The organism is Aeromonas sp. S9(2024) (assembly GCF_041403185.1).
Lineage (GTDB): Bacteria > Pseudomonadota > Gammaproteobacteria > Enterobacterales > Aeromonadaceae > Aeromonas > Aeromonas enteropelogenes.
In genome coordinates this window covers 143491-167503 of the sequence record NZ_JBGLRE010000001.1, presented here as the reverse complement: position 1 = coordinate 167503, position 24013 = coordinate 143491, and the positions used below count along the sequence as shown (strand labels likewise).

General features: G+C 59.8%; 21 protein-coding genes and 1 tRNA gene. 11 read left to right on the top strand and 11 right to left on the bottom strand.

Annotated features, from left to right (window positions below; all coding sequences use genetic code 11):
• Window positions 1–111: 111 nt before the first annotated feature.
• Both purN and purM read right to left on the bottom strand, forming a co-directional pair.
• Window positions 112–750, bottom strand: a complete 639-nt coding sequence (gene purN, locus ACB028_RS00710; protein ID WP_371143239.1) for a phosphoribosylglycinamide formyltransferase — start codon at window positions 748–750, stop codon at window positions 112–114.
• Window positions 747–1784, bottom strand: a complete 1038-nt coding sequence (gene purM, locus ACB028_RS00705; RefSeq protein ID WP_371143238.1) for a phosphoribosylformylglycinamidine cyclo-ligase — start codon at window positions 1782–1784, stop codon at window positions 747–749. Before purM ends, purN begins: the two co-directional genes overlap by 4 nt.
• Before the next feature lie 175 nt (window positions 1785–1959).
• Between purM and upp the strand changes: the two genes are divergently transcribed.
• The 3 genes from upp to hda all read left to right on the top strand — a co-directional run bounded on the left by upp (window position 1960) and on the right by hda (window position 4551).
• Window positions 1960–2586: a uracil phosphoribosyltransferase gene (upp, locus tag ACB028_RS00700; RefSeq protein ID WP_026456137.1), complete on the top strand. Its 627-nt coding sequence runs from the start codon at window positions 1960–1962 to the stop codon at window positions 2584–2586.
• A 141-nt stretch (window positions 2587–2727) separates the two neighbouring features.
• Complete coding sequence (locus ACB028_RS00695) at window positions 2728–3747, top strand: DUF2066 domain-containing protein (RefSeq protein WP_371143237.1); 1020 nt, start codon at window positions 2728–2730, stop codon at window positions 3745–3747.
• Window positions 3748–3849: 102 nt separating this feature from the next.
• Window positions 3850–4551 carry a DnaA inactivator Hda gene (hda, locus tag ACB028_RS00690; RefSeq protein WP_026456135.1) on the top strand — a complete coding sequence of 234 codons (702 nt, stop codon included), beginning with the start codon at window positions 3850–3852 and terminating at the stop codon, window positions 4549–4551.
• Between the two features lie 102 nt (window positions 4552–4653).
• On the opposite strand, the gene aceA is transcribed toward hda, so the two are convergent.
• From aceA to ACB028_RS00670, 4 genes are all read right to left on the bottom strand, one after another.
• Entirely contained in the window at window positions 4654–5967 is a 1314-nt protein-coding gene (gene aceA, locus ACB028_RS00685) for an isocitrate lyase (protein ID WP_371143236.1), read from the bottom strand.
• 72 nt (window positions 5968–6039) lie between these two features.
• Window positions 6040–7647 (bottom strand): malate synthase A, encoded by a 1608-nt coding sequence (aceB, locus tag ACB028_RS00680; RefSeq protein WP_371143235.1) that lies wholly within the window; start codon window positions 7645–7647, stop codon window positions 6040–6042.
• A gap of 685 nt (window positions 7648–8332) precedes the next feature.
• Window positions 8333–8473 carry a hypothetical protein gene (locus tag ACB028_RS00675; protein WP_371143234.1) on the bottom strand — a complete coding sequence of 47 codons (141 nt, stop codon included), beginning with the start codon at window positions 8471–8473 and terminating at the stop codon, window positions 8333–8335.
• Window positions 8474–8694: 221 nt separating this feature from the next.
• Window positions 8695–8771, bottom strand: a tRNA-Pro gene (locus tag ACB028_RS00670).
• Window positions 8772–8996: 225 nt separating this feature from the next.
• Here ACB028_RS00670 and tadA point away from each other — a divergent pair.
• The 7 genes from tadA to ACB028_RS00635 all read left to right on the top strand — a co-directional run bounded on the left by tadA (window position 8997) and on the right by ACB028_RS00635 (window position 17576).
• On the top strand, window positions 8997–9551 hold the full coding sequence (gene tadA, locus ACB028_RS00665; protein ID WP_371143233.1) for a tRNA adenosine(34) deaminase TadA: 555 nt from the start codon (window positions 8997–8999) through the stop codon (window positions 9549–9551).
• Between the two features lie 217 nt (window positions 9552–9768).
• Complete coding sequence (locus ACB028_RS00660; protein ID WP_371143232.1) at window positions 9769–12006, top strand: ABC transporter permease subunit; 2238 nt, start codon at window positions 9769–9771, stop codon at window positions 12004–12006.
• Between the two features lie 16 nt (window positions 12007–12022).
• Window positions 12023–13672 (top strand): phosphate ABC transporter permease PstA, encoded by a 1650-nt coding sequence (gene pstA, locus ACB028_RS00655; RefSeq protein ID WP_371143231.1) that lies wholly within the window; start codon window positions 12023–12025, stop codon window positions 13670–13672.
• Between the two features lie 198 nt (window positions 13673–13870).
• Window positions 13871–14689, top strand: a complete 819-nt coding sequence (gene pstB / locus ACB028_RS00650) for a phosphate ABC transporter ATP-binding protein PstB (protein ID WP_042071957.1) — start codon at window positions 13871–13873, stop codon at window positions 14687–14689.
• 102 nt (window positions 14690–14791) lie between these two features.
• A complete protein-coding gene (gene phoU / locus ACB028_RS00645) occupies window positions 14792–15502 on the top strand; it encodes a phosphate signaling complex protein PhoU (RefSeq protein ID WP_042025462.1) in 711 nt (236 codons plus the stop codon).
• Window positions 15503–15690: 188 nt separating this feature from the next.
• The gene (locus ACB028_RS00640; protein ID WP_371143230.1) at window positions 15691–17013 is read left to right on the top strand and encodes a hemolysin family protein; all 1323 of its coding nucleotides are present in this window, start codon (window positions 15691–15693) and stop codon (window positions 17011–17013) included.
• 20 nt (window positions 17014–17033) lie between these two features.
• Window positions 17034–17576: a hypothetical protein gene (locus ACB028_RS00635; protein WP_371143229.1), complete on the top strand. Its 543-nt coding sequence runs from the start codon at window positions 17034–17036 to the stop codon at window positions 17574–17576.
• 57 nt (window positions 17577–17633) lie between these two features.
• On the opposite strand, the gene ACB028_RS00630 is transcribed toward ACB028_RS00635, so the two are convergent.
• Entirely contained in the window at window positions 17634–18479 is an 846-nt protein-coding gene (locus ACB028_RS00630; RefSeq protein WP_371143228.1) for a sterol desaturase family protein, read from the bottom strand.
• Between the two features lie 194 nt (window positions 18480–18673).
• Between ACB028_RS00630 and ACB028_RS00625 the strand changes: the two genes are divergently transcribed.
• Window positions 18674–19465, top strand: a complete 792-nt coding sequence (locus ACB028_RS00625) for an ABC transporter substrate-binding protein (RefSeq protein WP_042025467.1) — start codon at window positions 18674–18676, stop codon at window positions 19463–19465.
• A gap of 110 nt (window positions 19466–19575) precedes the next feature.
• Here ACB028_RS00625 and ACB028_RS00620 read toward each other — a convergent pair whose 3' ends face one another.
• The 4 genes from ACB028_RS00620 to ACB028_RS00605 form a co-directional block, all read right to left on the bottom strand.
• Complete coding sequence (locus tag ACB028_RS00620; RefSeq protein WP_371143227.1) at window positions 19576–20319, bottom strand: amino acid ABC transporter ATP-binding protein; 744 nt, start codon at window positions 20317–20319, stop codon at window positions 19576–19578.
• A gap of 83 nt (window positions 20320–20402) precedes the next feature.
• Window positions 20403–21362: an amino acid ABC transporter permease gene (locus ACB028_RS00615; RefSeq protein WP_026457278.1), complete on the bottom strand. Its 960-nt coding sequence runs from the start codon at window positions 21360–21362 to the stop codon at window positions 20403–20405.
• Between the two features lie 98 nt (window positions 21363–21460).
• Complete coding sequence (locus ACB028_RS00610; protein WP_371143226.1) at window positions 21461–22261, bottom strand: transporter substrate-binding domain-containing protein; 801 nt, start codon at window positions 22259–22261, stop codon at window positions 21461–21463.
• A 392-nt stretch (window positions 22262–22653) separates the two neighbouring features.
• Entirely contained in the window at window positions 22654–23988 is a 1335-nt protein-coding gene (locus ACB028_RS00605; protein WP_371143225.1) for an MFS transporter, read from the bottom strand.
• Window positions 23989–24013: the final 25 nt, after the last annotated feature.

The window sequence follows — 24013 nt, the reverse complement described above, 5'->3', positions numbered from 1 at the left end:
TTAGCCGCGTCGCGGCGTAATCGGACCTGACAGCAGCAATTGTGGTAGTCGATAGAAATGACAAGGGAGGCCAAAGCCTCCCTTGTTGCGTTTTACTGCTGCAGTTAGCGGTTACTCGCAGGCATGTCCCGCCGGGCCGAGCCGTGTGCCATCCAGGAAGGCGGCGCCCTCCTGCATCCGCAACCTGCCTTGACAGAACCACTGTACCACCAGCGGGTAGATGCTGTGCTCCTGGGCCTGTACCCTTGCTGCCACTTCATCAGCCTCATCCCCCTCAAAAATGGGGACGCGGGCCTGCAGGATCACCGGGCCGCCGTCGAGTTCTTCGGTGACGAAGTGGACGCTGGCGCCGTGCTCGTCGTCACCGGCGTCGATGGCGCGCTGGTGGGTATGCAGCCCCTGGTACTTGGGCAGCAGGGAGGGGTGGATGTTGACCATCCGCCCGGCAAAGTGGCGCACCAGGTCGGCACTCAGGATCCGCATAAACCCGGCCAGCACCACCAGATCGGGCTGATAGTCCGCCATCAGTGCCAGCAGGGCGGCGTCATACTCCGCCCGGTCGGCAAACTGTTGCTGGGCGAGGATGCTGGTGACCACACCAGCTTCCCTGGCGCGCACCAGGCCATAGGCATCGGCCTTGTTGCTGATGACGCCGACCACTTCCCCGGCAATCTTGCCAGCGGCGCAACTGTCGAGAATCGCCTGCAGGTTGCTGCCGCTGCCGGAGATAAGGACCAGGATCCGCATCATTGGATGATGACCTGCTCCTCGCCATCGGCCGCCTTGGCGATATGGCCGATGTGCCAGGCGTTCTCGCCTTCGGCCTTGAGCAGGGTCAGCGCTTTTTCAAGCTGATCTGCCGGCAGGGCGATGATCATGCCGACGCCGCAGTTGAAGGTGCGATACATCTCGTGACGGGTAACGTTGCCGGCCTCTTGCAGCCAGCTGAACACCGCCGGCCACTGCCAGCTCTGCTCGTCGATCACCGCCTTGGTGCTGGCCGGCAGGACGCGCGGGATGTTTTCCCAGAAGCCGCCACCGGTGATATGGGACAGGGCGTGGATCTCGCACTCCTTGATGAGCTTGAGCACCGGTTTCACGTAGATACGGGTCGGCTCCAGCAGGGCATTGGCCAGGGTGGTGTCACCCAGCGGCTGATGCACGTCGGCCTGGGAGACTTCCAGGATCTTGCGAATGAGGGAGAAGCCGTTGGAGTGGGGGCCGCTGGCGGCCAGGGCGATCAGGGCATCCCCTTCGCCGACCTTGCTGCCGTCGATGATTTCACTCTTCTCGACCACGCCGACGCAGAAACCGGCGATGTCATAGTCATCCCCCTCATACATGCCCGGCATCTCGGCAGTTTCGCCGCCCACCAGGGCGCAGCCGGACTGCTCGCAACCTTCACCGATGCCGGTGACCACGGCGGCGGCGGTGTCCACATCCAGCTTGCCGGTGGCATAGTAGTCGAGGAAGAAGAGGGGCTCGGCACCCTGCACGATGAGATCGTTGACGCACATGGCCACCAGATCGATGCCCACGGTGTCGTGTTTTTTCAGATCGATGGCCAGGCGCAGCTTGGTGCCCACCCCATCAGTGCCGGAGACCAGCACCGGCTCCTTGTAGCCCGCAGGGATTTGACACAAGGCCCCAAAGCCGCCAAGACCACCAAGGACTTCAGGACGACGAGTGCGTTTGGACACGCCCTTGATACGTTCAACCAGTGCATTGCCGGCATCGATATCCACGCCAGCATCCTTGTAGCTCAGTGAGGTTTTGTCTGTCACGAGTATTCCCCGTCATGTGAAGAAGTGGAGGGTAAAATTCGGGGCGTATTCTAGCAGTGCGGGGGAAAAACCAGAAAGGAAATCGTTTGCGCATTTTTGCGCGGAAAAACTCTACAAGCGGCGGCTTTTGTTGTATGATTCCGCGATTTTTTTGCGGCAGTTAGAGGAGATAATAATGAAAGTCGTTGAAGTCAAACATCCCCTGGTCAAACACAAGATCGGTCTGATGCGTGAAGGCGATATCAGCACCAAGCGTTTCCGTGAACTGGCCAAAGAAGTGGGCAGTTTGCTGACCTACGAAGCGACCTCTGACTTCGAAACGGAGAAGGTTACCATCGATGGCTGGAATGGGCCAGTAGAAGTTGACCAGATCAAGGGCAAGAAGGTCACAGTCGTGCCCATCCTGCGTGCCGGTCTTGGCATGATGGACGGAGTGCTGGAGCACATGCCGAGCGCTCGCGTCAGCGTGGTCGGCATCTATCGCGATGAAGAGACCCTGCAGCCGGTTCCCTACTTCGAGAAGATCGTCAGCAACATCGACGAGCGTCTGGCCCTGGTTATCGACCCCATGCTGGCCACCGGCGGCTCCATGATTGCCACCATCGACCTGCTGAAAAAGAAAGGCTGCCACTCCATCAAGGTGCTGGTGCTGGTTGCCGCCCCGGAAGGGATCAAGGCGCTGGAAGCCGCTCACCCGGACGTGGAGCTGTTCTGTGCCTCCATCGACAAGGGGCTGAACGAGAAGGGCTATATCGTCCCGGGTTTGGGCGATGCCGGTGACAAGATCTTCGGCACCAAGTAAGCCGATGCAATCAGCCGCCCCTGTTCGGGTGAGCGGCATTCCGAGCCGGCGTTCTGCCGGCTCTGTTGTTTCTGGCAGCCTTGCTGCATGGCGCGCCTTGCCGCTACCATAGCCACAGGCTCCCAGTTCGAGATGATATTCATGTTCAAACGCGCAATCACCGCTCTTTGTTGCGGTCTCTCCTTCATGGCCTCTGCCGCCCAGGTGACCGATCTCTATCAGGGCAAGGCGCCCACCAGCGGCGATATGACGGCGGCCCAGTCCCAGGCGTTGGGAGAAGTTCTGGTCAAGGTGACCGGCAAGCGGGACATCCTCAGCCAGCCTGCGGTAGCCAAGGCGTTGGCGGCTCCCGGCGACTATGTAAAAAGCTACGGCTATCAGGATCTGGATTCGGTCAAGTATCTGAAGGCCGAATTCAAGAGTGACAAGGTCAACCGACTGGTGGCCGACAGCCAGTATGCCCTGCTGGGCCCGGTTCGCCCTCAGGTGGCGATCTGGCTGGTAGTGGATCAGGGGGAGCGCCGCCTGCTTGCGGATCAATCCGCCGATGGCTGGGCCAAGGCCCTGCGTGAACAGGCCCAGACACTGGGGCTGCCAGTCAGTATTCCGCTGATGGATCTGGACGACAACATGGCGGTCAGTGCGACCGATGTGTGGGGACGCTTTGCCGATCCCATCCTCAAGGCGAGTCAGCGCTATGGCGCCGAGATGGTGGTGCTGGGCAAGCTGACGCCGGAAGGGGAGAAGTGGAACATCGACTGGGGTCTCTACGGACCCAAGGCCGGTGGTGAGGTGGCCGAGCTGACCCGGGGCAATGGTGCTGGCTCCCAGGCCGAGGTGGCACAGGGCTTTGCCGACACCCTGGCCGGCTGGTTGGTGAAAAACTATGGTGCCCGCGTCTCGGGGCCGGCCTCCAGCCAGAGTCTGGTGGTGAGCGGGCTCTCCGATGTGGACAGCATGATCGCCGTGCAGAAGATGCTGCAGGGGATGGCCAACGTGAGCAAGGTGGAGATTGGCAAACTGGAAGGGGACCAGGTCACCTTCAATTTCACCCTGCAGGGTGATCAGGCCGAGCTGGCCCGCATGCTTCAGCTCGAGAGCCGCCTGCATCGGGTTGACGATAATGGCAGCGCATTGCGTTACCAATGGTCGCAGCCCTGATTTTATAAGGCTTTTGTATACCGCCCGGCTTGTCCGGGCGGTTCTCTATCCGGCCCGGCGATGATACACTTGGTAGCAAATGTCACAGTCAAAGCCTAACGAGTGAAGCAACCGGCCCAACTGTCTTTAGCCGTACAACTACCGGACGATGAAACCTTCGTCAGTTTTTATCCCGGTAACAATGCTCATCTGATCACCGCCCTCAAAAATGCGGCCATTGGTCAGGGGGCACCTTTCCTCTATTTCTGGGGAGCCAAGGGGTCGGGGCGTTCCCACCTGCTCCATGCGACCTGTGCCGAGGTCAACGCCCGCGACGCAGCCGCTGCTTATCTCTCCCTCGATCAGTTCGAACAGCTGGATCCCAGCATGCTGGATGCTCTCGAGAGCCTGCCGCTGGTCTGTCTCGACAGCCTGGAAGCCATCGCCGGCAATGCCCTGTGGGAGCGCGCCCTGTTCGATTTTTACAATCGTTGGAAGGAGAAGGGTGAGGGGACCCTCATCGTGACCGGCTGCAGTGCGCCGCGCAAACTGGGGCTGCAACTGCCGGATCTCGCCTCCCGCCTCGACTGGGGGGTGAGTTTCCATCTCGATGAGCTGGATGACGAAGGCAAGCTCAGTGCCCTGCAGTTGCGTGCCGAGCTGCGGGGCTTCAAACTGCCCATCGACGTGGGCCGCTTCCTGCTAAACCGCCTCTCCCGCGACATGCGCACCCTGCTCACCACCCTCAATCAGCTCGACAACGCCTCTTTTCGCGCCAAGCGCAAGCTGACTATCCCCTTCGTCAAAGAGATCCTCGAGCTCTGATCCCCCTGTCACATCTGGCGACTCTCTTTGGTGTGCGCCTGTCAGCGGACAAAAAGAAACCCCGGCATCAGGCCGGGGTTTTTGATTGCTGCCGTCAGATGATCAGTGGAACTGGTCTTCTTCGGTGGAACCCGTTAAAGCGGTCACCGAGGATTGGCCACCCTGGATGACGGTGGTCACCTTGTCAAAGTAACCGGTACCCACTTCCTGCTGGTGCGCTACGAAGGTGTAGCCACGCTCGGCGGCGGCAAACTCGGGCTGCTGCACCATCTCGACATAGTGCTTCATCCCTTCGCCACGGGCGTACTGGTAGGCCAGCTCGTACATGTGGAACCACATGTTGTGGATCCCTGCCAGGGTGATGAACTGGTACTTGTAACCCATGTCGGAGAGCTCCTGCTGGAAGCGGGCGATGGTGGCATCGTCCAGGTTCTTCTTCCAGTTGAAGCTCGGTGAGCAGTTGTAGGCCAGGATGCGATCCGGGAACTGGGCCTTTATCGCTTCGGCAAACTTGCGCGCCTCGTCCAGATCAGGCTTGGCGGTTTCGCACCACACCATGTCGGCGTAGGGGGCGTAGGCCAGACCGCGGGCAATCGCCTGATCGATGCCGGCACGCACTTTGTAGAAGCCTTCGGCGGTACGCTCACCGGTCAGGAAGTCGGCATCGTAAGGATCTGCATCTGTGGTCAGCAGGTCGGCCGCGTTGGCGTCGGTACGAGCGATCACCAGGGTGGTGGTGCCGCAGACGTCGGCTGCCAAACGGGCTGCCACCAGTTTCTGCACTGCTTCCTGGGTCGGGACCAGCACCTTGCCGCCCATGTGGCCGCATTTTTTCACGGAAGCCAGCTGATCTTCGAAGTGGACGCCGGCGGCGCCAGCCTCGATCATTCCCTTCATCAGTTCGAAGGCATTCAGCACGCCACCAAAACCGGCTTCGGCATCTGCCACTATGGGCAGGAAGTAGTCGATAAAGCCCTCATCCTGCGGCCCTACCTTGTTGGCCCACTGGATCTGGTCGGCACGGGCGAAGGAGTTGTTGATGCGCTCCACCACCGACGGCACCGAGTTGGCCGGATAGAGGGACTGATCCGGATACATGGTGGAGGAGAGGTTGTTGTCCGCTGCGACCTGCCAGCCGGAGAGGTAGATAGCCTCGATGCCGGCTTTGGCCTGCTGCACCGCCTGGCCGCCGGTCAGGGCGCCGAGGCAGTTCACGTAACCTTTTTTGGCCTCGCCGTGGATCAGTTCCCACAGTTTGTCGGCGCCGCGTTGGGCCAGGGTGTGCTGCGGCTGCAAGCTGCCGCGCAGGTTCACCACGTCCTCGGCGCTGTAGCCGCGCTTGATCCCTTTCCAGCGGGGGTTTTGGGCCCAGTCTTTCTCGATAGCCTGGATCTGTTGCTCACGGGTCAGTGCCATATCAGTTCCCTCTTTCATTGATTTCACGTTTCCATTGACTTGTTATTGGCGAGCCCCTCCGGGGCCCGTGATTCAGAGCCGCTCGTAACCGGGCAGCGTCAGAAAATCGATCAGGGTATCAGCGCAGGTGATCTGCTCCATCAGCTCGCTCGCCTCGGCAAAGCGACCAGCCTGCCAGCGGGCCTCACCCACTTCGCGTTTGATCACCTCCTGCTCTTCGGCCAGCATCTGGCGGAACAGATCCTTGGTCACCACCTGGCCGTTGGAGAGGTTCTTGCCGTGGCGGATCCATTGCCAGATGGAGGTACGGGAGATCTCGGCGGTGGCGGCATCTTCCATCAAGCCGTAGATGGGCACGCAGCCGTTACCGTTGATCCAGGCCTCCAGATACTGCAGGGCAACCCGGATGTTGGTGCGCATGCCTGCCTCGGTACGCTCGCCCTCGCAGGGGGCCAGCAGGTCGGCGGCAGTAATGGGGGCATCCTCTTCACGCAGCACGCCGATCTGGTTCTGTGCACCGGCCGGAATGGCGGTGTTGAACACCTCCATGGCGGTGTCGGCCAGGCCCGGGTGGGCCACCCAGGTACCGTCGTGACCGTTGTCGGCTTCACGCTGTTTGTCGGCATGTACCTTGGCGAAGACCTGCTCGTTGACGGCGGCATCCTTGGCCGGAATGAAGGCGGCCATGCCCCCCATCGCCAGCGCGCCGCGCTTGTGACAGGTCTTGATCAGCAGACGCGAGTAGGCGGAGAGGAACGGTTTGTCCATGGTCACCACCTGGCGGTCCGGCAGGACGCGATCAGGGTGGTTCTTCAGGGTCTTGATATAGCTGAAGATGTAGTCCCAGCGGCCGCAGTTGAGGGCCACGATGTGATCCTTCATCTGATAGAGCAGCTCGTCCATCTCGAACACCGCCGGCAGGGTTTCGATCAGCACGGTGGCCTTGATGGTGCCGCGGGGCAGGCCGAACTTGTCTTCGGTCCAGGCGAACACCTCGCTCCACCAGCGCCCTTCCAGGTGGCTCTGCAACTTGGGCACGTAGAAGTAGGGACCGGACCCTTTAGCCAGCAGCGCCTGATAGTTGTGCAGGAAATAGAGGGCGAAGTCGAACAGGCCACCAGGGATGGGAGCTCCATCGAAGGTGACATGTTTTTCCGGCAGGTGCAGACCGCGCACCCGGCAGATGAGCACGGCCGGATCGGCATTGAGGGTATAGGCCTTGCCCTCGGGGCTGGTATAGGCAATGGTGCCGTTCACCGCATCGCGCAGGTTGATTTGACCCTCGATCACCTTGTTCCAGGCCGGCGCCAGGGAGTCTTCGAAGTCAGCCATGAAGACCTTGACGTTGGCGTTGAGGGCGTTGATCACCATCTTGCGCTCGACCGGGCCGGTGATCTCCACGCGGCGATCCTGCAGGTCGGCAGGGATACCACGAATGGTCCAGTTACCCTCGCGGATGTGGGCAGTCTCCGGCAGGAAGTCCGGCAGCTCACCGCCATCGATGCGAGCCTGACGGGCCACACGTTGTTTCAGCAATTCGTCCCGCTGGGGGGCAAAACGTTCCACCAGTTCGGATACCAGGGCCACTGCGTCCGGCGTCAGGATTTGCGCGTAATCGGGAAGCATGGCGCCCTGGATGCGAAGGCGTGCGCTGCAGTGGGTCTGGGCTGGTGCCGACATAAGATTCACTCCTTTGAGAATTACATTTTGAACTTATTAACTACGACTAAAGTCGATCCCTGTTCCTGTAATCTTCCCGTAACAACGGGATAACACGTTTCATACGGTGCGAAATATTGCCGATTTCGTCAACAACTTTTTTTAAACACTCGTTTTTGGGTGGTGTTTAACTTTATGTTTTTTAATGATTTATGTGGTTGGTATAAAAGCTCTACGCAGATGGTTATGCTTCTGCTTTTCATCGCAGGGTGATGGGTAATTCGGTCTGGTGAAAACAGGTATCTCATGTAATTTATTACGTAATAAAATTACAAATGCAAAAACAAATCCCGACCTTACTCCAAGCTTTTGAAAAACAGTTGTATTAATTTAGTTTGAAAGCCTCTATGCAGCCTCAGGCCTTTCTGGCTATTGCTAATGAACGTCTGTTTTAAACTAAATGACCATTAATGGGTATGAATGGCGCAGGTTGCCATCCTGGTGAAAAGTGAAGGGCAATAACGTAGGTTTGTATCAGGTGATGAGAAAAATGTCAGGAGAGCAGGGGGGCGACATATTGGTGGATAATCCTGCGATTGTCTACCGATGCAGTGATTTGTCGTTTTTTGTGTGCACGCTCTCAAATCGGGGAAAAAAAGGCCATAAAGGCCTGTCGTGAAGTGCATGGCGATGTCCCCGGAAGGGATTAGTACTCCTCTTCCGGCTCTGCCAGATCGATCACATCCAGTTGAATGACCTGCACATCTTCATGTGCAGTGGGGCAGGTGGTGTCTTGGGGGACGGTAAAAAGCGCGATGGTGGGGCTGGTCTCTGTGGTCTGTTTCATGCTTGGTCCTTGGTTGAACGCAAGCCGGTGTGTGATCCCTTCACCGATTTTCCACCTCCTTGTCTCGCTACCGGCGGAAAGTCGCGCATATTAATGAGTTCACATGAAAGATTCAAGCGGTTCTGTATGTTTTTTGTTCCTGCGAAGTGGGGATGGCTGGCGATAGAAAATGCGGGCAAAAAAATAGCCCAGTCGTTTGACTGGGCTATTTCGGGGAATGATGGTCGGCGTGAGAGGATTTGAACCTCCGACCCCTGACACCCCATGACAGTGCGCTACCTGGCTGCGCTACACGCCGACAAGGTCAGTCTGAGCTGACGGGGAGGAAGTCTAATGTTCTGGCGCTATGGGTGCAACTCCTTTTTTATCATAGAGATGCCGACTGCTTCTTTCTTGTGCAACCAAGATGCAACTTGGGCCTTGTGGCCGGATTTGGCATAATCGCCGCCCCGTCATGGCCGTCTACTGTGAAAGGTATCGCGAGCCGGGGCAGAGATATAGCTATCAATCAAGAGAGGCATGGGTGGAATCATCAGCAATCGCCGCAGTGCAAACACAGGCAGAGCTGGCACAGGCAGAGCAGGACGAACACTGGATGCGTCATGCCATGGCATTGGCGGCCAGAGCCGAAGGGATCGGCGAGATCCCGGTCGGGGCCGTGCTGGTGCTGGGTAATGAGGTGGTCGGGGAGGGCTGGAACCGCTCCATCAGCGAACACGATGCCTGCGCTCATGCCGAAGTGATGGCCATCCGCGCCGCCGGACAGCGCCTTGAGAACTACCGCCTGCTGGATACCACCCTCTATGTGACCCTGGAGCCTTGCTGCATGTGCGCCGGCGCCCTCATTCATAGCCGGGTCAAGCGGGTGGTGTACGGAGCGCGGGATCTGAAGACGGGAGCGGCTGGCTCTGTGTTCGAGATCCTGCAGGACCCGCGTCATAACCACAGGGTGGAATTGACAGGGGAGGTGCTGGCAGAGGCCTGCTCGGCTCAGTTGTCGGCCTTTTTCAAGCGCCGCCGCGCCGAGAAGAAAGCCGCCAAGCAGGCATTGCAACAATCCATCGGCTCATCCAGCTGACCCGCAGGGGGAGGTTGCCTCCAGCCTCCCACGCGACGCTTGTCAATTATGCCTTTTCAAACAGCCTGTTAGCCTTGCCAACGTGGGCAAAATCTTACCCATCTTCGATGCTGTAAAATCCCTTCATACTGCCGCTGTAAAAGCGGTTTCCATGTAACAAAACTGTCATGCAACCGCCATATAATGCCGCCAAGCCTAGCTCACATTGAGGTCTTGCATGTCATCGGAATCGATAAACTTAGGTATGGCGGGCAGCAGAAAGCGCCGTATCAAGGATAAGTTGGCCAAATACGGGGTCACCACGGGGGGAGCCTTGGTACTGGTGGCCCTGCTGCTTATTTTCTTCTATCTGCTCTACGTGGTGAAGCCCATCTTCAATGGCGCTTCCATGGAGCAGACCGCCTCATTTTCGCTGCCCGTAGAGGGCAAGACCGCCTGGCTTGGCGTCGAAGAGCAGAACGAGATAGGTTACCGCTTCAGCGACAAGGGGCAGGTCGACTTCTTCGCCCTCCAGGCTGAGGGAGAGGTCAAGGTTGGCCAGATACTGGGCCAGGATCGGGTCTCTGGAGAGGTCACGACCGTGGCCGCCCCGGCGCCGGGCCAGAAGTTCATTGCCTATGGCTTTGCCGATGGTAAGGCCCAGGTGGTGCAGCCCTACTTCAAGGTCTCCTATCCCAAGGACGTGCGCGTCATCGAGCCCAGCCTGCAATATCCGTTTGGCAAGGAACCCATGGTGATCGATCCCGAGGGCAAGGCGCTCTCGCGCATGGTGTTCGAGGCCACCAAGGACAAGATGGCTGCTGCTGCCGTGACCGAAGATGGCCGCGGCGTGCTGATGGTGATGAGCGGGGAGGAGAACTTCCTCTCCGGCGAGGTGGAGTGGACCACCCAGAACTACAGCATTCCGTCCCTGCCGCGCCATGTGGATCAGATGTTGCTGACTCCCAACCTGCGCATTCTGTTCGTGCGCGAGGGCAACCGTCTCTCCGTCTATGACATCCACCACCTGAGCGAGATCTCCCTGCGCGATGTCATGGAGGTCAATGCCCCCAATGCCAACGTGACCCGAATTGATCTGCTCTCCGGCGCATCTTCCCTGCTGGTGGGCAACGACAACGGCGTCATCTCCCAATGGTTTGAAGTGGCCAAAGATGGCAAACGTGAATTCACCCAGATCCGTGATTTCAAGAGTGACGGCGCCGTCGACCTGCTGACGCCGGAACATTTTCGCAAGGGCTTCATCAGTGCCGACAAGAAAGGCGACATCAACTTCTTCCACGCTACCGGCGAGAGCAAGCTGCTGAGCGAAAAGGTGGAAGGGGGCGAGCTCTCTGCCCTGGCCATTTCGCCGCGTCACAATCTGTTGCTGATGCAGCAGGGCGAGACTCTCAAGCTGTTTGCCGTCGAGAACGATCACCCCGAGGTAACCTGGTCCGCCCTGTGGCAACAGGTGTGGTATGAAGGCTACCCCGAGCCCCAGTATGTGTGGCAGTCCACCTCCGCCAGCAACGACTTCGAAGCCAAGCTGAGCCTGGTGCCGCTGGTGTTCGGTACCCTCAAGGCCTCCTTCTATGCCATGGTGTTTGCGGTGCCGCTCGGCGTCGCCGGCGCCATCTACACCGCCTACTTCATGTCGGCGGGGCTGCGCAAATACGTCAAGCCGACGGTCGAGATCATGGCGGCCCTGCCGACCGTTATCCTGGGCTTTCTGGCGGGTCTCTGGCTCGCGCCCATCATAGAAGGGGCCCTGCCCGGCGTGGTGCTGCTGCTGATCCTGCTGCCGATGGGGATGCTGCTGACCGCCTTGATCTGGAATTACCTGCCGGAGCGCGGCAAGGCCTGGTTGCCGGAGGGGTGGCACGCCATCCTGCTGATCCCTGTGCTGCTTGTCATCGGCTGGGGGGCCTTCGCGGTGAGCCCGCTCATCGAGAACGCCTTCATGCACGGCGATTCCCGGATCTGGCTGACCCATGACATGGGTATCAAGTTTGACCAGCGCAACTCCCTGGTGGTCGGTATCGCCATGGGCTTTGCGGTCATCCCCACCATCTTCTCCATCGCCGAAGACGCCGTCTTCTCGGTGCCCAAGCACCTGACCCAGGGCTCACTGGCCCTCGGTGCCACGCCGTGGCAGACCCTGAGCCGGGTGGTGATCCTGACCGCGAGCCCGGGCATCTTCTCGGCGGTGATGATGGGCCTTGGACGCGCCGTGGGCGAGACCATGATAGTGCTGATGGCCACCGGCAATACTCCCATCATGGACTTCTCCATGTTCCAGGGGCTGCGCACCCTGGCCGCCAACATCGCGGTGGAGATGCCGGAGTCGGAAGTGGGCAGCTCCCACTATCGGGTGCTGTTCCTCGCGGCCTTCGTCCTGTTCGTGTTCACCTTCTTGTTCAACACCCTGGCCGAGTTCATCCGTCAGCGGTTGCGTGAAAAATACAGCTCTCTGTAAGGACCAAGGAATGACAATGGGTAAGTGGTTTAAATCAGGGGCCCCCTGGATCTGGATGACCGGCGGCGCCGTCAGCCTGAGTCTGGTCGCGGTACTGGGTCTGTTGCTGCTCATCGGCTGGCGCGGTCTGGTCTACTTCTGGCCTCACCCCATCTATGAGTGGCAGTTGGAAGACGCCAATGGCAACAAGAGCGTGCTGATCGGCGAGATCAACGATCGCGAGCTGGTGCCGGTGGAGCGGCTGCGGGCCGCCGGCCTGCCGCTGGAAGGAGAAGAGCGCGAGCTGCTGACCCGCTATCTGGTCAAGACCGGCAACCGCGAGTTCGTCGACCTCGATTTTCGCTGGGTGCTGGAGACCGACATCAAGTCCCAGACCCAACCTGCCGAACTCGCCATGGTGGAGCGCGCCACCAACGGCAACTTCTACGGCTACATCGTCGGGGTGAAGGAGGATGGCCGCGAGCTGACTGCGGATCTGCACCCGGCCCTGCAGCGTGTGCTGGCCCGTGCCAACGGGCTTTCTGAACAGGCCAATGACCTGCAAAAAGGGGACATCGGCAGCATCAACTATCAGCTGGAGCGGCTGCGCCTCAAAGAGCGCAAGGCCGAGCTGGACGACAAGCTGACCGATCAGCTTAAAGCCCAGCTGGCGAGTGAGCGCCAGGCCCTGAACGATCGCTATCAGGTGCTGGAGAAGGAGCTCTTCTCCCTGCGTGCCCAGGCGGACAGAGACAGCATCACGGTCAAGGACATGCGTGGCGAGCTGGTGACCATGCCCATGTCCAAGGTGCTGGACGTGGTGTGGCCCAACGACATGAGTCTGCTCGCCAAGACCGGTTACTGGTTCCATCAAATCGGCAAGTTCATCTCCGACGATCCCCGTGAGGCGAACACCGAGGGCGGCGTCTTCCCGGCCATCTTCGGCACCGTCTTCATGGTGTTCCTGATGGCGATCATCGTGACTCCGCTCGGCGTGGTGGCGGCGGTCTACCTGCACGAGTATGCGGGCAAGAACAGCCTGACCAAGATCATCCGCATCGCGGTGATCAACCTGGCGGGCGTGCCCTCCATCGTTTACGGCGTGTTTGGTTTGGGCTTCTTCGTCTATACCCTGGGCGGCTCCATCGATGCGCTCTTCTATCCGGAAGCGCTGCCGAGCCCGACCTTCGGCTCTCCCGGCGTCATCTGGTCGGCACTGACCCTGGCCATCCTGACCCTGCCGGTGGTGATCGTCTCCACTGAAGAGGGGCTGGCCCGGATCCCCAGCACCATTCGCCAAGGCTCTCTGGCGCTGGGGGCCACCCAGGCCGAGACTCTGTGGCGCATCGTGCTGCCGATGGCAAGTCCGGCCATCATGACCGGTCTCATCCTGGCGATTGCCCGTGCAGCCGGTGAAGTGGCCCCCCTGATGCTGGTGGGGGTGGTGAAACTGGCGCCGACCCTGCCGATGGATGGCAACTTCCCGTACCTGCATGTGGAGCGCAAGTTCATGCACCTGGGCTTCCACATCTACGACGTCGGCTTCCAGAGTCCCAACGTCGAGGCGGCGCGACCGCTGGTGTATGCCACCTCGTTCCTGCTGGTGACGGTGATCGTCGGCCTCAACCTGACGGCCATCGGTATTCGCAACCACTTGCGGGAGAAGTTCCGTTCTTTGGAGCATTGATGATGAACCTGACGGACATCACAGGCATTCGCAACCACCTGCATGAGAAATTCCGGTCGCTGGAACATTAATCCGGCCACCCAGAACAGACCTGGCGGTCGATGGCACTCTGACAAAAGAGGCCGTGGTCGCCACCCGAGGATCCCGGTCGCTGGCACAACGGATGCCAGCCACCCCAGAGCGTTTTTGAGGTAACAGATGATCAACGTAACGACACCGTCGAGCCAGCACACCACGCTGGATCTGCTCAACCTGAGTCCGGCCCAGACAGCGCTGGAAGTGAAGGATCTCAACCTGTACTACGGCAGCAAGCAGGCGCTGTTCAACGTCAACATGAAGATACCGAAAGGGCAGGTGACCGCCTTCATCGGCCCGTCCGGCTGCGGCAAGTCTACCCTGCTGCGCTGCATCAACCGGATGAACGATCTGGTCGAAAGCTGCCGCATTGATGGCGAGATCCAGCTGCACGGTCACAACATCTACGACAAGAACGTCGATGTCTCCGCCCTGCGCCGTCAGGTAGGCATGGTGTTCCAGCGTCCGAACCCCTTCCCCAAGTCCATCTACGAGAACGTGGTCTACGGCCTGCGCCTGCAGGGCATCAACGATCGCCGTACCCTGGATGACGCGGCCGAGCGTTCCCTGCGCGGCGCGGCCCTGTGGGAGGAGGTGAAGGATCGTCTGCATGACAACGCGTTCGGCCTCTCCGGTGGTCAGCAGCAGCGTCTGGTGATTGCCCGGGCCATCGCGATTGAGCCGGAAGTACTGCTGCTCGATGAACCCACCTCGGCACTCGACCCCATATCCACCCTCACCATCGAGGAGCTGATCAACGAGCTCAAGAGCCAGTTCACCGTGGTGATCGTCACCCACAACATGCAGCAGGCGGCGCGGGTGTCGGATCAGACCGCCTTTATGTACATGGGCGAGCTCATCGAGTACTCGGACACCAACACCATCTTCACCACCCCGGCCAAGAAGAAGACCGAAGACTACATCACCGGCCGTTACGGCTAAGGCCTGACCGGAGCCATGAGGATGAGCAAGATGAGCATCAACAAACAGATTACCGGTCAGTGCAACGGCTAGGGCATAATCGGATCAACAAGGATTATTTGTATGGACAATATGAACCTCAACAAACATATCTCCGGTCAGTTCAATGCCGAGCTGGAGGGAGTGCGCAACCAGGTGCTGGTGATGGGCGGCATGGTGGAGCAGCAGCTCACCGACGCCATCGCCGCCATCCACGATCAGGATCTGGAAGCGGCCCGCAAGATCGTCGCCAACGACCACAAGGTGAACGCGATGGAAGTGGCCATCGACGAGGAGTGCACCCGCATCATCGCCAAGCGTCAGCCCACCGCCTCCGACTTGCGGTTGGTGATGGCCATCATCAAGACCATCACGGATCTGGAGCGTATTGGCGATGTGGCGGACAAGATCGCCCGCATGCTGACCGACAACGCCAACAAGCCCCAGCCGCCGCTGGTGTCGCTCGAAAATATGGGTCGTCGTACCATCAAGATGCTGCACGATGTGCTCGACGCCTTCGCCCGCATGGATCTGGATGCGGCGCTGGCGGTTTACAAGGAAGACGACAAGGTGGATCGGGAGTACGAGTCCATCATTCGTGAACTGATGACCTACATGATGGAAGATCCCCGCACCATTCCCCAGGTGCTGAACGTGCTGTGGGCGGCGCGGGCTATCGAGCGGGTCGGCGATCGCTGCCAGCACATCTGCGAATACATCGTCTATTACGTCAAGGGCAAGGACGTGCGTCACACCAAGACGGACGATCTGGGCACTCTTTTGGGGAAAAGCTGACCCGATATGAATAAAAAGGCGCGAAAGCGCCTTTTTTTATTGCATCGAAGGACAGAGTAAGATAAAGCGCATCGCTGGTCGTTTTCTGATAGAATAGCCCCCTTGTGAGTCCCGGATGGACTCACGGTCCGGTCTCCCGGGCCCAGTTTGCCGTCTTGTGCTAAGGCGGCTGTTGCAATAGGTTAATCATGAGTTTTGCCGATAGTTTGTTCTTTCTGATGCTGCTGGTCGCCGGCAGCGTGTTCTTCTCCCTTTCCGAGATCTCTCTCGCCGCGTCCCGCAAGATCAAGTTGCAGGTGATGGCGGACGAAGGCAATCGCCAGGCCGAAAAGGTGCTGGCACTGCAGGCCCAGCCGGGCAACTTTTTCACCGTGGTGCAGATTGGTCTCAATACCGTCGCCATTCTGGGCGGTATTTTGGGGGAATCCTCACTCAACCCCGCCATCAAGGAGATCGTCTCCGGCTTCTATCAGGGCCCCTGGCTTGGCGAGATTAGCTCGGGCATCTCCTTCGTGTTTGTCACCGGCATGTTCATCCTGCTGGCTGACCTGATGCCCAAGCGTTTGGCCATGACCATGCCCGAGCGGATCGCCGTGGTGGTGGTGCGCCCCATGATGTTCTTCGTCGCCGTGCTGTTGCCACTGGTGTGGGTGTTCAACGGGCTGGCCAATACCCTGTTCCGCATGCTGCGCATCTCGACGGTGCGCCGTGACGAGATCACCTCTGACGACATCTATGCGGTGATGGATGCGGGCGCCGAGGCCGGCGTCATCCAGCGCGAGGAGCATCAGCTCATCGAGAACGTGTTCGAGCTGCAATCCCTGTGCGTGACCTCTGCCATGACCGCGCGAGAGAGCCTTATCTACTTCACCCTGCAAGAGGGGGAGGAGAGCATCAAGGCCAAGATCGCCGAGCATCCCCACAACAAGTTCCTGGTGTGTGACCACAACCTCGACAGCGTCAAGGGCTTCGTCGATTCCAAGGAGCTGCTGATCCGCGTCATCGGTGGCCAGAACATCGATCTCAACAGCGGCTCCCTGGTGCAGAGTGTCATCATTCTGCCCGACACCCTGAACCTCTACGAGGCGATGGAGTACTTCAAGAACCATCGTGGCGACTTCGCCGTAGTGATGAACGAGTATGCCCTGGTGGTGGGGATCGTCACCATGAACGATCTGATGAGCACCGTCATGGGTGAGTGGGCGACCCATGTGGTGGAGGAGCAGATTGTCCAGCGTGACGAGAAGTCCTGGCTGGTGGACGGGGTGACCCCCATCTCCGACGTGATGCGCGCTTTCGATATCGAAGAGTTTCCGGAAAACCAGAACTACGAGACCATCGCCGGTTTCATCATGTACATGCTGCGCAAGATCCCCAAGCGGACCGACTCGGTCAAATATGCCGGTTACAAGTTCGAGGTGGTGGACATCGACAGCTACAAGATTGACCAGCTGCTGGTCACTCGGCTGGATCCAGTGGCGGCAGCCGAGAAGCCCGCACAGGAATCGTAAAAGGATCGACACAAGGAGTCATGAAGATGCAGTCTCATTCCCGTGCGCTGGCCTGTGTGGCGCTCGCCCTGACACTGGGTGCCTGTAGCCAGAGCGCGCCGCAAAAGGCAGCTGTGGCCACCAGGCCCGCCGCCTCCAAGGCTGCCGTGGTGGTGCCACAGCGGGATCCCGATGCCGTGGTGCAAAGCGCCATGGCCGAGCCGAGCCCCATCTTTGATGAGGAGTATCACGGCCCGGATCAGGGCTCTCTGGAGTCGGTGACCGCCCTGTTTGCCCGCGGCTATATCGAGTCGGCCATGCGCGAGACCATGCTGGCGGCGGTGCACAACGACTATCCGCTGCTCGGCATGCGGGATGTGCGTCTGACCGATCCGGTCGCCAAGTTCCTCACCTCGGCCCAGGCCCGCACCACGGCCCACGACTACCTCTACGCCGGGGTGCAGCGTCGCCTGGGTCGCCCTCTCAGTCCTGCCCAGTGGGAGCAGATCTGGCAAGGGTTGCCCCAGCAGGGGCGGGTCTCCGACTGGGTCAAGCAGACCAAGCGGATACTGGCAGGGCGTTGAGCAGTCCGAACGTCATGTTGCAACAAGGCCACCTTAGGGTGGCCTTGTTTTTTGTCGTCAACGGTCGGAAGAGGCCGGCCCCGCCGGCTTGCCAAACAACACCTTGAGCCTGGCACGCCAGGGCAGGCCACGGGCGTCCCGCAGCATGTCGCGCCACTCGTGAAAGGTGAGAGTGAGCGGGTTGAAACTATGGATGGGCTTGGTGATACCAAAGCGGCACGGCTCGGCGGGGTCTTCCTCCACGAAGGTACCAAACAGCCTGTCCCAGATGATGAGCACACCGGCGAAGTTGCGGTCTATGTATTTGGCGTTGCTGGCATGGTGCACCCTGTGGTGGGAGGGCGTATTGAAGACCCACTCAAGGCGGCCAAGCTTGCCCACCACCTGGGTGTGGACGAAGAACTGAAAACCCAGGCTCAAGAGTACGGTGGCGACCACGGCCTCGGGCGGAAAGCCGATGAGGATCATGGGGATCCAGAACAGCCACATGCCGGAGACCGGATACATCAGGCTCTGGCGAAAGGCGGTGGAGAGGTTAAGCCGCTCCGAGCTGTGGTGCACCACGTGGGAAGCCCACAGCCAGCGCACATGGTGGCTGGCGAAGTGGAACAGCCAATAGCAGAAATCCTGCAGCAAAAACAGCAGCAAGAGGCTCCAGGCGTTGAGCTCGATGTCCAGCAGTCGCCAGCCCCACAGGGCGTCATACAGGTAGGCGATGGCGATGGCCGCCAGCGCATCGCCCCCCTGGTGCATCAGCGCCAGGGTGGCGTTGGCGAGGAGATCCCGCCACTGGTAGGTCGCGGTGGGAAATGCGGCGCCATGGCGTCGCAGATAGAGCATCTCCCAGCCGATAAAGGCCACAAAGACAGGGGAGAAGTAGAGCAAGAGCAGTTGCACATCCATGTCGGGCACCCATCCAGAGCAATTGCTCTCCAGCATAAAGGATGGATGTCATCTTTCATTAACAATTTGTCCCGTTATCCGCACGGCCAGATCGGCAAGCGGCGCCAACTCGCCAGCAATGAGGGATGGCGTCCCTGACGGTCCGGCGCAGTGACTATGCTTGGTGGAGCTTTCTACCTCTGGAGTAGCAGACGATGCGGCTGTGGTGCTGTTTGTTGATGGGGGTCTGCCTGTTGGCGCAGGCCAAGACCCGGGTCGAGATCCTGGCCGATGCCAGTTATCCGCCCTACTCCTGGCAGGAGGGAGAGGAAGTCAGGGGCATCTATGCCGACATAGTGCGCCAGGTTACCGCTTCCATGGAGGAGTACGAGGTGGTGATCAAGCCAGTCCCCTGGCGACGGGGTCTCAGCATGATAGAGCAGGGGGCGGCCTTCGCCATTTTCCCGCCCTACTACATGCCGGACAGCCGGCCCTGGATCTGGCCCTATTCGCAACCCATGCTCGATGAGGAACTGGTGGTGATGTGTGGCGAGGGCGTGGCGGTCAATACCCCGCAGGCCCGTTTTCCCGGGGATTACCAGGGCCTTCGTTTTGGCATCAACGCAGGGTTTGCCATCGGTAGCCCCCCCTTCTGGCAATTGGTGAAAGAGCGCAAGATAGAGGTGGAAGAGGTGAAGGGTAATCGGGAAAACCTGCTCAAGATAGTCCGGGGGCGGGTGGATTGTACTGTCAATGATCGCCTCTCTTTGCTCTTTGAGCTGCTCGACATGATCCAGAACAACCAGCTGGCGGTGGCCGATATGTCGCGGCTCAAGCAGGGGCCCGTGATCAGTCGGGAGCAGGGGTTTCTCGGCTACAGTCGCAAGGGGGCGTTTCCCTTCAGGGAGGATTTTGCCGGGCAATTTGACAAGGGGCTCTACCAGTTGAAGAAACAGGACGGGATCAGGGCCATCGTCGAGAAATATCTGGGAAAGTCTCCACGCTGAACTGGTAACCGGCGCAAATAGGTTCAGCGGGAAAATGGCCAGGTTCCGGACGGCAAAGAGGGGCAGCCTGGCCCCTCTTTCTGTTTTTTCTTCTCCGGTTGTCCGGTTTGTTAGAGCACCTGGCTCAGGAACTGGCGCAGCCGCGGAGAGGAAGGGTTGTCGAAGAAATCCCCCGGTTTTTCGTCCACCAGCAGTTCGCCGCTCTCCATGAAGAGCACACGGTCGGCCACCTCGCGGGCAAAACCCATCTCGTGGGTCACCACCACCATGGTCATCCCTTCCCGGGCCAGCCCCTTCATCACGTCCAGCACCTCGCCGACCATTTCGGGGTCCAGCGCACTGGTGGGCTCGTCAAACAGCATGATGCGCGGCTGCATGGCGAGCGCCCGGGCGATGGCCACCCGCTGCTGCTGGCCGCCCGAGAGCTGGGAGGGGTAACTCCGGGCCTTGTTCGAGAGCCCTACTTTCAGCAGCAGGTTTTTGGCTCTGTCCTCGGCATCCTTGCGGGACAGCCCGCGTACCTTTTGCGGCGCGAGGCAGATGTTGTCCAGCACGCTCAGATGGGGAAAGAGGTTGAAGGACTGAAACACCATGCCCACCTCTTCCCGCAGCTTGTTGACGTCGCCAGGCTCGGTCAGGCTGATTCCGTCGACCACGATCTGGCCATCGTTGATGGTCTCCAGCTGGTTGAGGGTGCGCAGGAAGGTGGATTTGCCAGAGCCGCTGGGGCCCACGATCACCACCACTTCCCCTTCGGCCACCTGGGTGCTGACGTTCTTCAGAGCATGCACCTCGCTGCCATAGAATTTCTCCACGCCGCTCGCCTGGATGATGGGATCAGTTGCTGCGCACATGTTGTACCTCCAGACGACACACTGTGAAGGGGGTGCCAGTGACGGCAGAACTTCTCGACACCGGTTGCGCCTGGATAATGGGATCAGTTGCTGCGCGCATATTTCACCTCCAGACGACGCACCAGGAAAGAGAGGGTGCCGGTGAGCACCAGATAGAGCAGGGCCACGGTGAACCACACCTCGAACGGGCTGAAGGTGGAACTCACCACCTCGCGCCCCGCCTTGGTGAGATCCGTGATGGAGATGACCGAGACCAGCGACGAATCCTTGATGAGGTTGATGAACTGGCCGGCCAGGGGTGGCAGTACACGCTTGAAAGCCTGGGGCAGGATCACGTAACGCATGGTCTGGGCCGAAGTCATCCCGAGGCTGCGGCCAGCCTCCATCTGCCCTTTATGGATCGAGCTGATGCCGGCGCGCACGATTTCCGCCACATAGGCACCGGTAAAGACGGCAAGGGCTGCCACCCCGGCAGTGAAGCGATCGAGGTTCAGCACTGTGCCGATGAAAAAATAGACGATGAAGATCTGCACCAGCAGCGGGGTGCCGCGGATAAGTTCCACATAGGTAACCGCCAGGTTGCGCAGGGCCGGATTGGGAGAGAGCCGCGCCAAGCCGGCCAGGGTGCCGAGCAGGATGGCGAACACCCCGGCCACCAGGGAGAGCTTGACCGTGACCCAGACGCCCCAGGCGATGGGGCCGGCGGTCCAGCTCAGTTGAATGTCGAGGGCGTCGCCGCGAAAGACGGTATCCCCTTCGGCGACCTGGGCGCCACGGGTGGCGATGGGTTGGCGCTGGTTGGGGTCGAGATCATCTTGCAGGAACAGTTTGCCCTTGTCGGCCTCGGTGGTACCGGCAATCACGGTGCCGTCGAACTCGGCATAGTTTTTCTGCTCCGCCTGATAGGCGATGTATTGGGGAATACGCTCCCAGCGCCAGGTGTAGTCAATGGACTGGACCGCTTTATAGATGCCGAATATGGCTGCCAGCACGATCAGCAGAAACACGCCGTGCCAGAGCAGCTGGTTGGGCTGCTTTTCCATCTGTCTTGTCGGTTTGGGGATGTGCACAGTCACAACCTCTTCTCGTTATTGTTGGGGGAGGAGCGGGGTGCGGGGGCGGCATGCCGCCCCCCGGGAGGTTATTTCAGCTGGTTCAGCCAGGTAGTGGATTCGAACCACTTCTTGTAGAGGCGGTCGTAGCTGCCGTCGCCCTTGATCTGGCGCAGGTAGTTGTTGAACCAGTTGAGGGTGTCCTGATCCCCCTTGCGGATGGCCCAGGCCAGCGGTTCGAAGGTGAACGGCTTGTCCAGGTGCACCACGGCTCCCTGATTCTGGGAGGCGAAGATGGCGTTGTAGGGCAGGTCGTAGACAAACGCGTCGACCTTGCCGTTGATCACTTCCAGCTTGGCGTCATCCTGGGTTTCAAACTGCAGCAGGGTGGCTTTGGGGATCAGGCGCTTGACCGCCTGCTCGCCAGTGGTGCCCAGCTTGACCGCGATCTTGTACTTGGGATCGTTCAGATCCTGGAACGACTTGATCTCGCCCGCTTTATCCTTGCGCAGGACGATGGTCTGGCCAACGACTATGTAGGGATCGGCGAAGTTGACGCGCAGGTTGCGCTGGGGGGTGACGGTCATGCCGCCCATGATGACGTCGAACTTGTTGGTCAGCAGTGCCGGGATGATGCCATCCCAGGCGGTGTTGACGAACTCGACCTTGACGCCCATCTCCTTGGCAACCATCTTGGCCAGATCCACGTCAAAGCCGATGTACTGGCCCTGCTTGTTGGTCATCTCGAACGGCTGATAGCCGGCGTCGAAGCCGACTCGCAGCACACCGCGCTCCAGCACGGCATCCAGGGCAGAAGTGGGGGCTGGGGTCGGGGCCGCACTGGCCAGCCCGCAAAACAGCAGGGTAGAAAGAAGCAGTTTTTTGATCATAGTGACGTCTCTGTCGATGTTGTGTTCGGCCTTGAACCTGATCCCGTGCGACTCCGTGGCACAAGAGACTGCTGCATCCGGCAACAGGCAAGACAGGATGAATGTCTTGAGCGGAGCAAAAGCCCCATATGAGATGCTATGAATAACGAAGTGAGTGAAAAATGTACCAAAACCGAATTGTGTCAGAAGACTCAAGAGGTTAGAGGCATTTTTTGCTCATGGCTTCACTCATAAAATCACACGAAAACAACATATCTATCTAAGAGAGTGGGTTCAAGCGCAAAATGTGTTCGAGGGCCATTGAGGCCAAAAGAGGAGACAATTGAACCGCCCCGCCATCATGAAGAGCCTCAATTGAATTCATGTATGGGAGGGCGGGCACGGTGTGAGGTTCAGGGGAGGTCGACTTGCGCCACTCTGGGGGCCTGGGCCTTGAGGAAGGGAAGGAGCAGCAAGGCCGAGACCCCGGCGGCCACCGAGATCACCACGAAGAAGCCGTTCCAGTGCCAGATCTCCATCACCTTGGCCAAGGGATAGCCGGAGAGCGCCGCCCCCATGTAGGCGAACAGGCCGACGAAACCGGTGGCCGCTCCCGCCGAATTCTTGTGGGAACACTCCGCCGCCGCCATGCCGATCAGCATCTGGGGGCCGAACACGAAAAAGCCGATGGTGAAGAAGCAGGCCGCCTGCATCACATAGCTGAAGAAGGGCATCAGCCACAGCGCCCCCACCGAGAGCAGTATCCCCACCGCGAAGATGAGGTTCATAGGGCCGCGATTGCCGTTGAACAGCTTGTCCGAGCCCCAACCCGCCACCAGGGCGCCGATAAAGCCCCCCACCTCGAACATGGAGATGGCCGAGTTGGCGCTCATCAGATCGAAGCCGCGCTGCTCAGTCATATAGAGGTTGCCCCAGTCATTGATGGCGGTGCGCACCACATAAACCAGCACGTAGCAGCAGGCGAGCAGCCAGATGTAAGGGTTGCCCAGCACATACTTGCGCAGGATCTGGCGATGGGAGAGACCCGCATCCTGGGTCTGCTGGGCCAGCTCCATGGCATCGCTGCGCCACACGCCCACCGTGGGCAGCCCCATGGCGCTCGGGGTATCCCGCAGCCGCCAGCAGAGGAACAGCCCCGCGACGATGGCGATGAGGCCGGGCACTATCATGCCGTAGCGCCAGCCATGCTGCAGGGCCAGGGTGCTGACGATGAGCGGGATCAGGGCCCCGCCCACGTTGTGGGCCGTGTTCCAGGCAGACCACCAGACCCCGCGTTCGCTGCGCGAATACCAGCTGGTGAGCAGCTTGGAGCAGGGGGGCCAGCCCCAGCCCTGGAAGAAGGCGTTGGCGACCCAGAGGGCGGCGAACAACAAGAGGGACGACGAGAGGCCGAACAGGATATTGATGACCCCGGTCGCCATCAGCCCCAGTCCCATGAAGTAGCGCGGGTTGGCCCGGTCGCTGATGATGCCCGAGAAGAACTTGGAGCAGCCGTAGGTGATGTAGAACAGGGTCCACATCATGCCGATGTCGGCCTTGTCCAGCATGCCGCTGGCCAGCATGTCCGGCATGGCGAAGTTGAAGCTCTTGCGGGTGAAGTAGAAGACCGCATAGCCCAGATACATGGTCAGCAGCAGGTGCAGCCGCCAGTGGCGATAGGTGGCGTCAATCTCGGCCTGATCGCGCAGAGGGGGCCGGGGCGGCGCGCTTCTCATAAAGCTAAGCATGGGGCGGCGCTCCGGTGACGGCGGG

Bases quoted from the DNA above. Each gene is read 5' to 3' on its own strand.
- aceB (WP_371143235.1), bottom strand. From the start codon at position 7,647: ATGTCGGCACCAGCCCAGACCCACTGCAGCGCACGCCTTCGCATCCAG.
- ACB028_RS00635 (WP_371143229.1), top strand. From the start codon at position 17,034: ATGAAGATGCAGTCTCATTCCCGTGCGCTGGCCTGTGTGGCGCTCGCC.
- pstB (WP_042071957.1), top strand. From the start codon at position 13,871: ATGATCAACGTAACGACACCGTCGAGCCAGCACACCACGCTGGATCTG.
- ACB028_RS00620 (WP_371143227.1), bottom strand. From the start codon at position 20,319: ATGTGCGCAGCAACTGATCCCATCATCCAGGCGAGCGGCGTGGAGAAA.
- ACB028_RS00630 (WP_371143228.1), bottom strand. From the start codon at position 18,479: ATGGATGTGCAACTGCTCTTGCTCTACTTCTCCCCTGTCTTTGTGGCC.
- phoU (WP_042025462.1), top strand. From the start codon at position 14,792: ATGGACAATATGAACCTCAACAAACATATCTCCGGTCAGTTCAATGCC.
- pstA (WP_371143231.1), top strand. From the start codon at position 12,023: ATGGGTAAGTGGTTTAAATCAGGGGCCCCCTGGATCTGGATGACCGGC.
- ACB028_RS00675 (WP_371143234.1), bottom strand. From the start codon at position 8,473: ATGAAACAGACCACAGAGACCAGCCCCACCATCGCGCTTTTTACCGTC.
- upp (WP_026456137.1), top strand. From the start codon at position 1,960: ATGAAAGTCGTTGAAGTCAAACATCCCCTGGTCAAACACAAGATCGGT.
- ACB028_RS00695 (WP_371143237.1), top strand. From the start codon at position 2,728: ATGTTCAAACGCGCAATCACCGCTCTTTGTTGCGGTCTCTCCTTCATG.
- ACB028_RS00615 (WP_026457278.1), bottom strand. From the start codon at position 21,362: ATGGAAAAGCAGCCCAACCAGCTGCTCTGGCACGGCGTGTTTCTGCTG.
- ACB028_RS00610 (WP_371143226.1), bottom strand. From the start codon at position 22,261: ATGATCAAAAAACTGCTTCTTTCTACCCTGCTGTTTTGCGGGCTGGCC.
- aceA (WP_371143236.1), bottom strand. From the start codon at position 5,967: ATGGCACTGACCCGTGAGCAACAGATCCAGGCTATCGAGAAAGACTGG.
- ACB028_RS00605 (WP_371143225.1), bottom strand. From the start codon at position 23,988: ATGCTTAGCTTTATGAGAAGCGCGCCGCCCCGGCCCCCTCTGCGCGAT.
- ACB028_RS00625 (WP_042025467.1), top strand. From the start codon at position 18,674: ATGCGGCTGTGGTGCTGTTTGTTGATGGGGGTCTGCCTGTTGGCGCAG.
- ACB028_RS00660 (WP_371143232.1), top strand. From the start codon at position 9,769: ATGTCATCGGAATCGATAAACTTAGGTATGGCGGGCAGCAGAAAGCGC.
- purN (WP_371143239.1), bottom strand. From the start codon at position 750: ATGATGCGGATCCTGGTCCTTATCTCCGGCAGCGGCAGCAACCTGCAG.
- ACB028_RS00640 (WP_371143230.1), top strand. From the start codon at position 15,691: ATGAGTTTTGCCGATAGTTTGTTCTTTCTGATGCTGCTGGTCGCCGGC.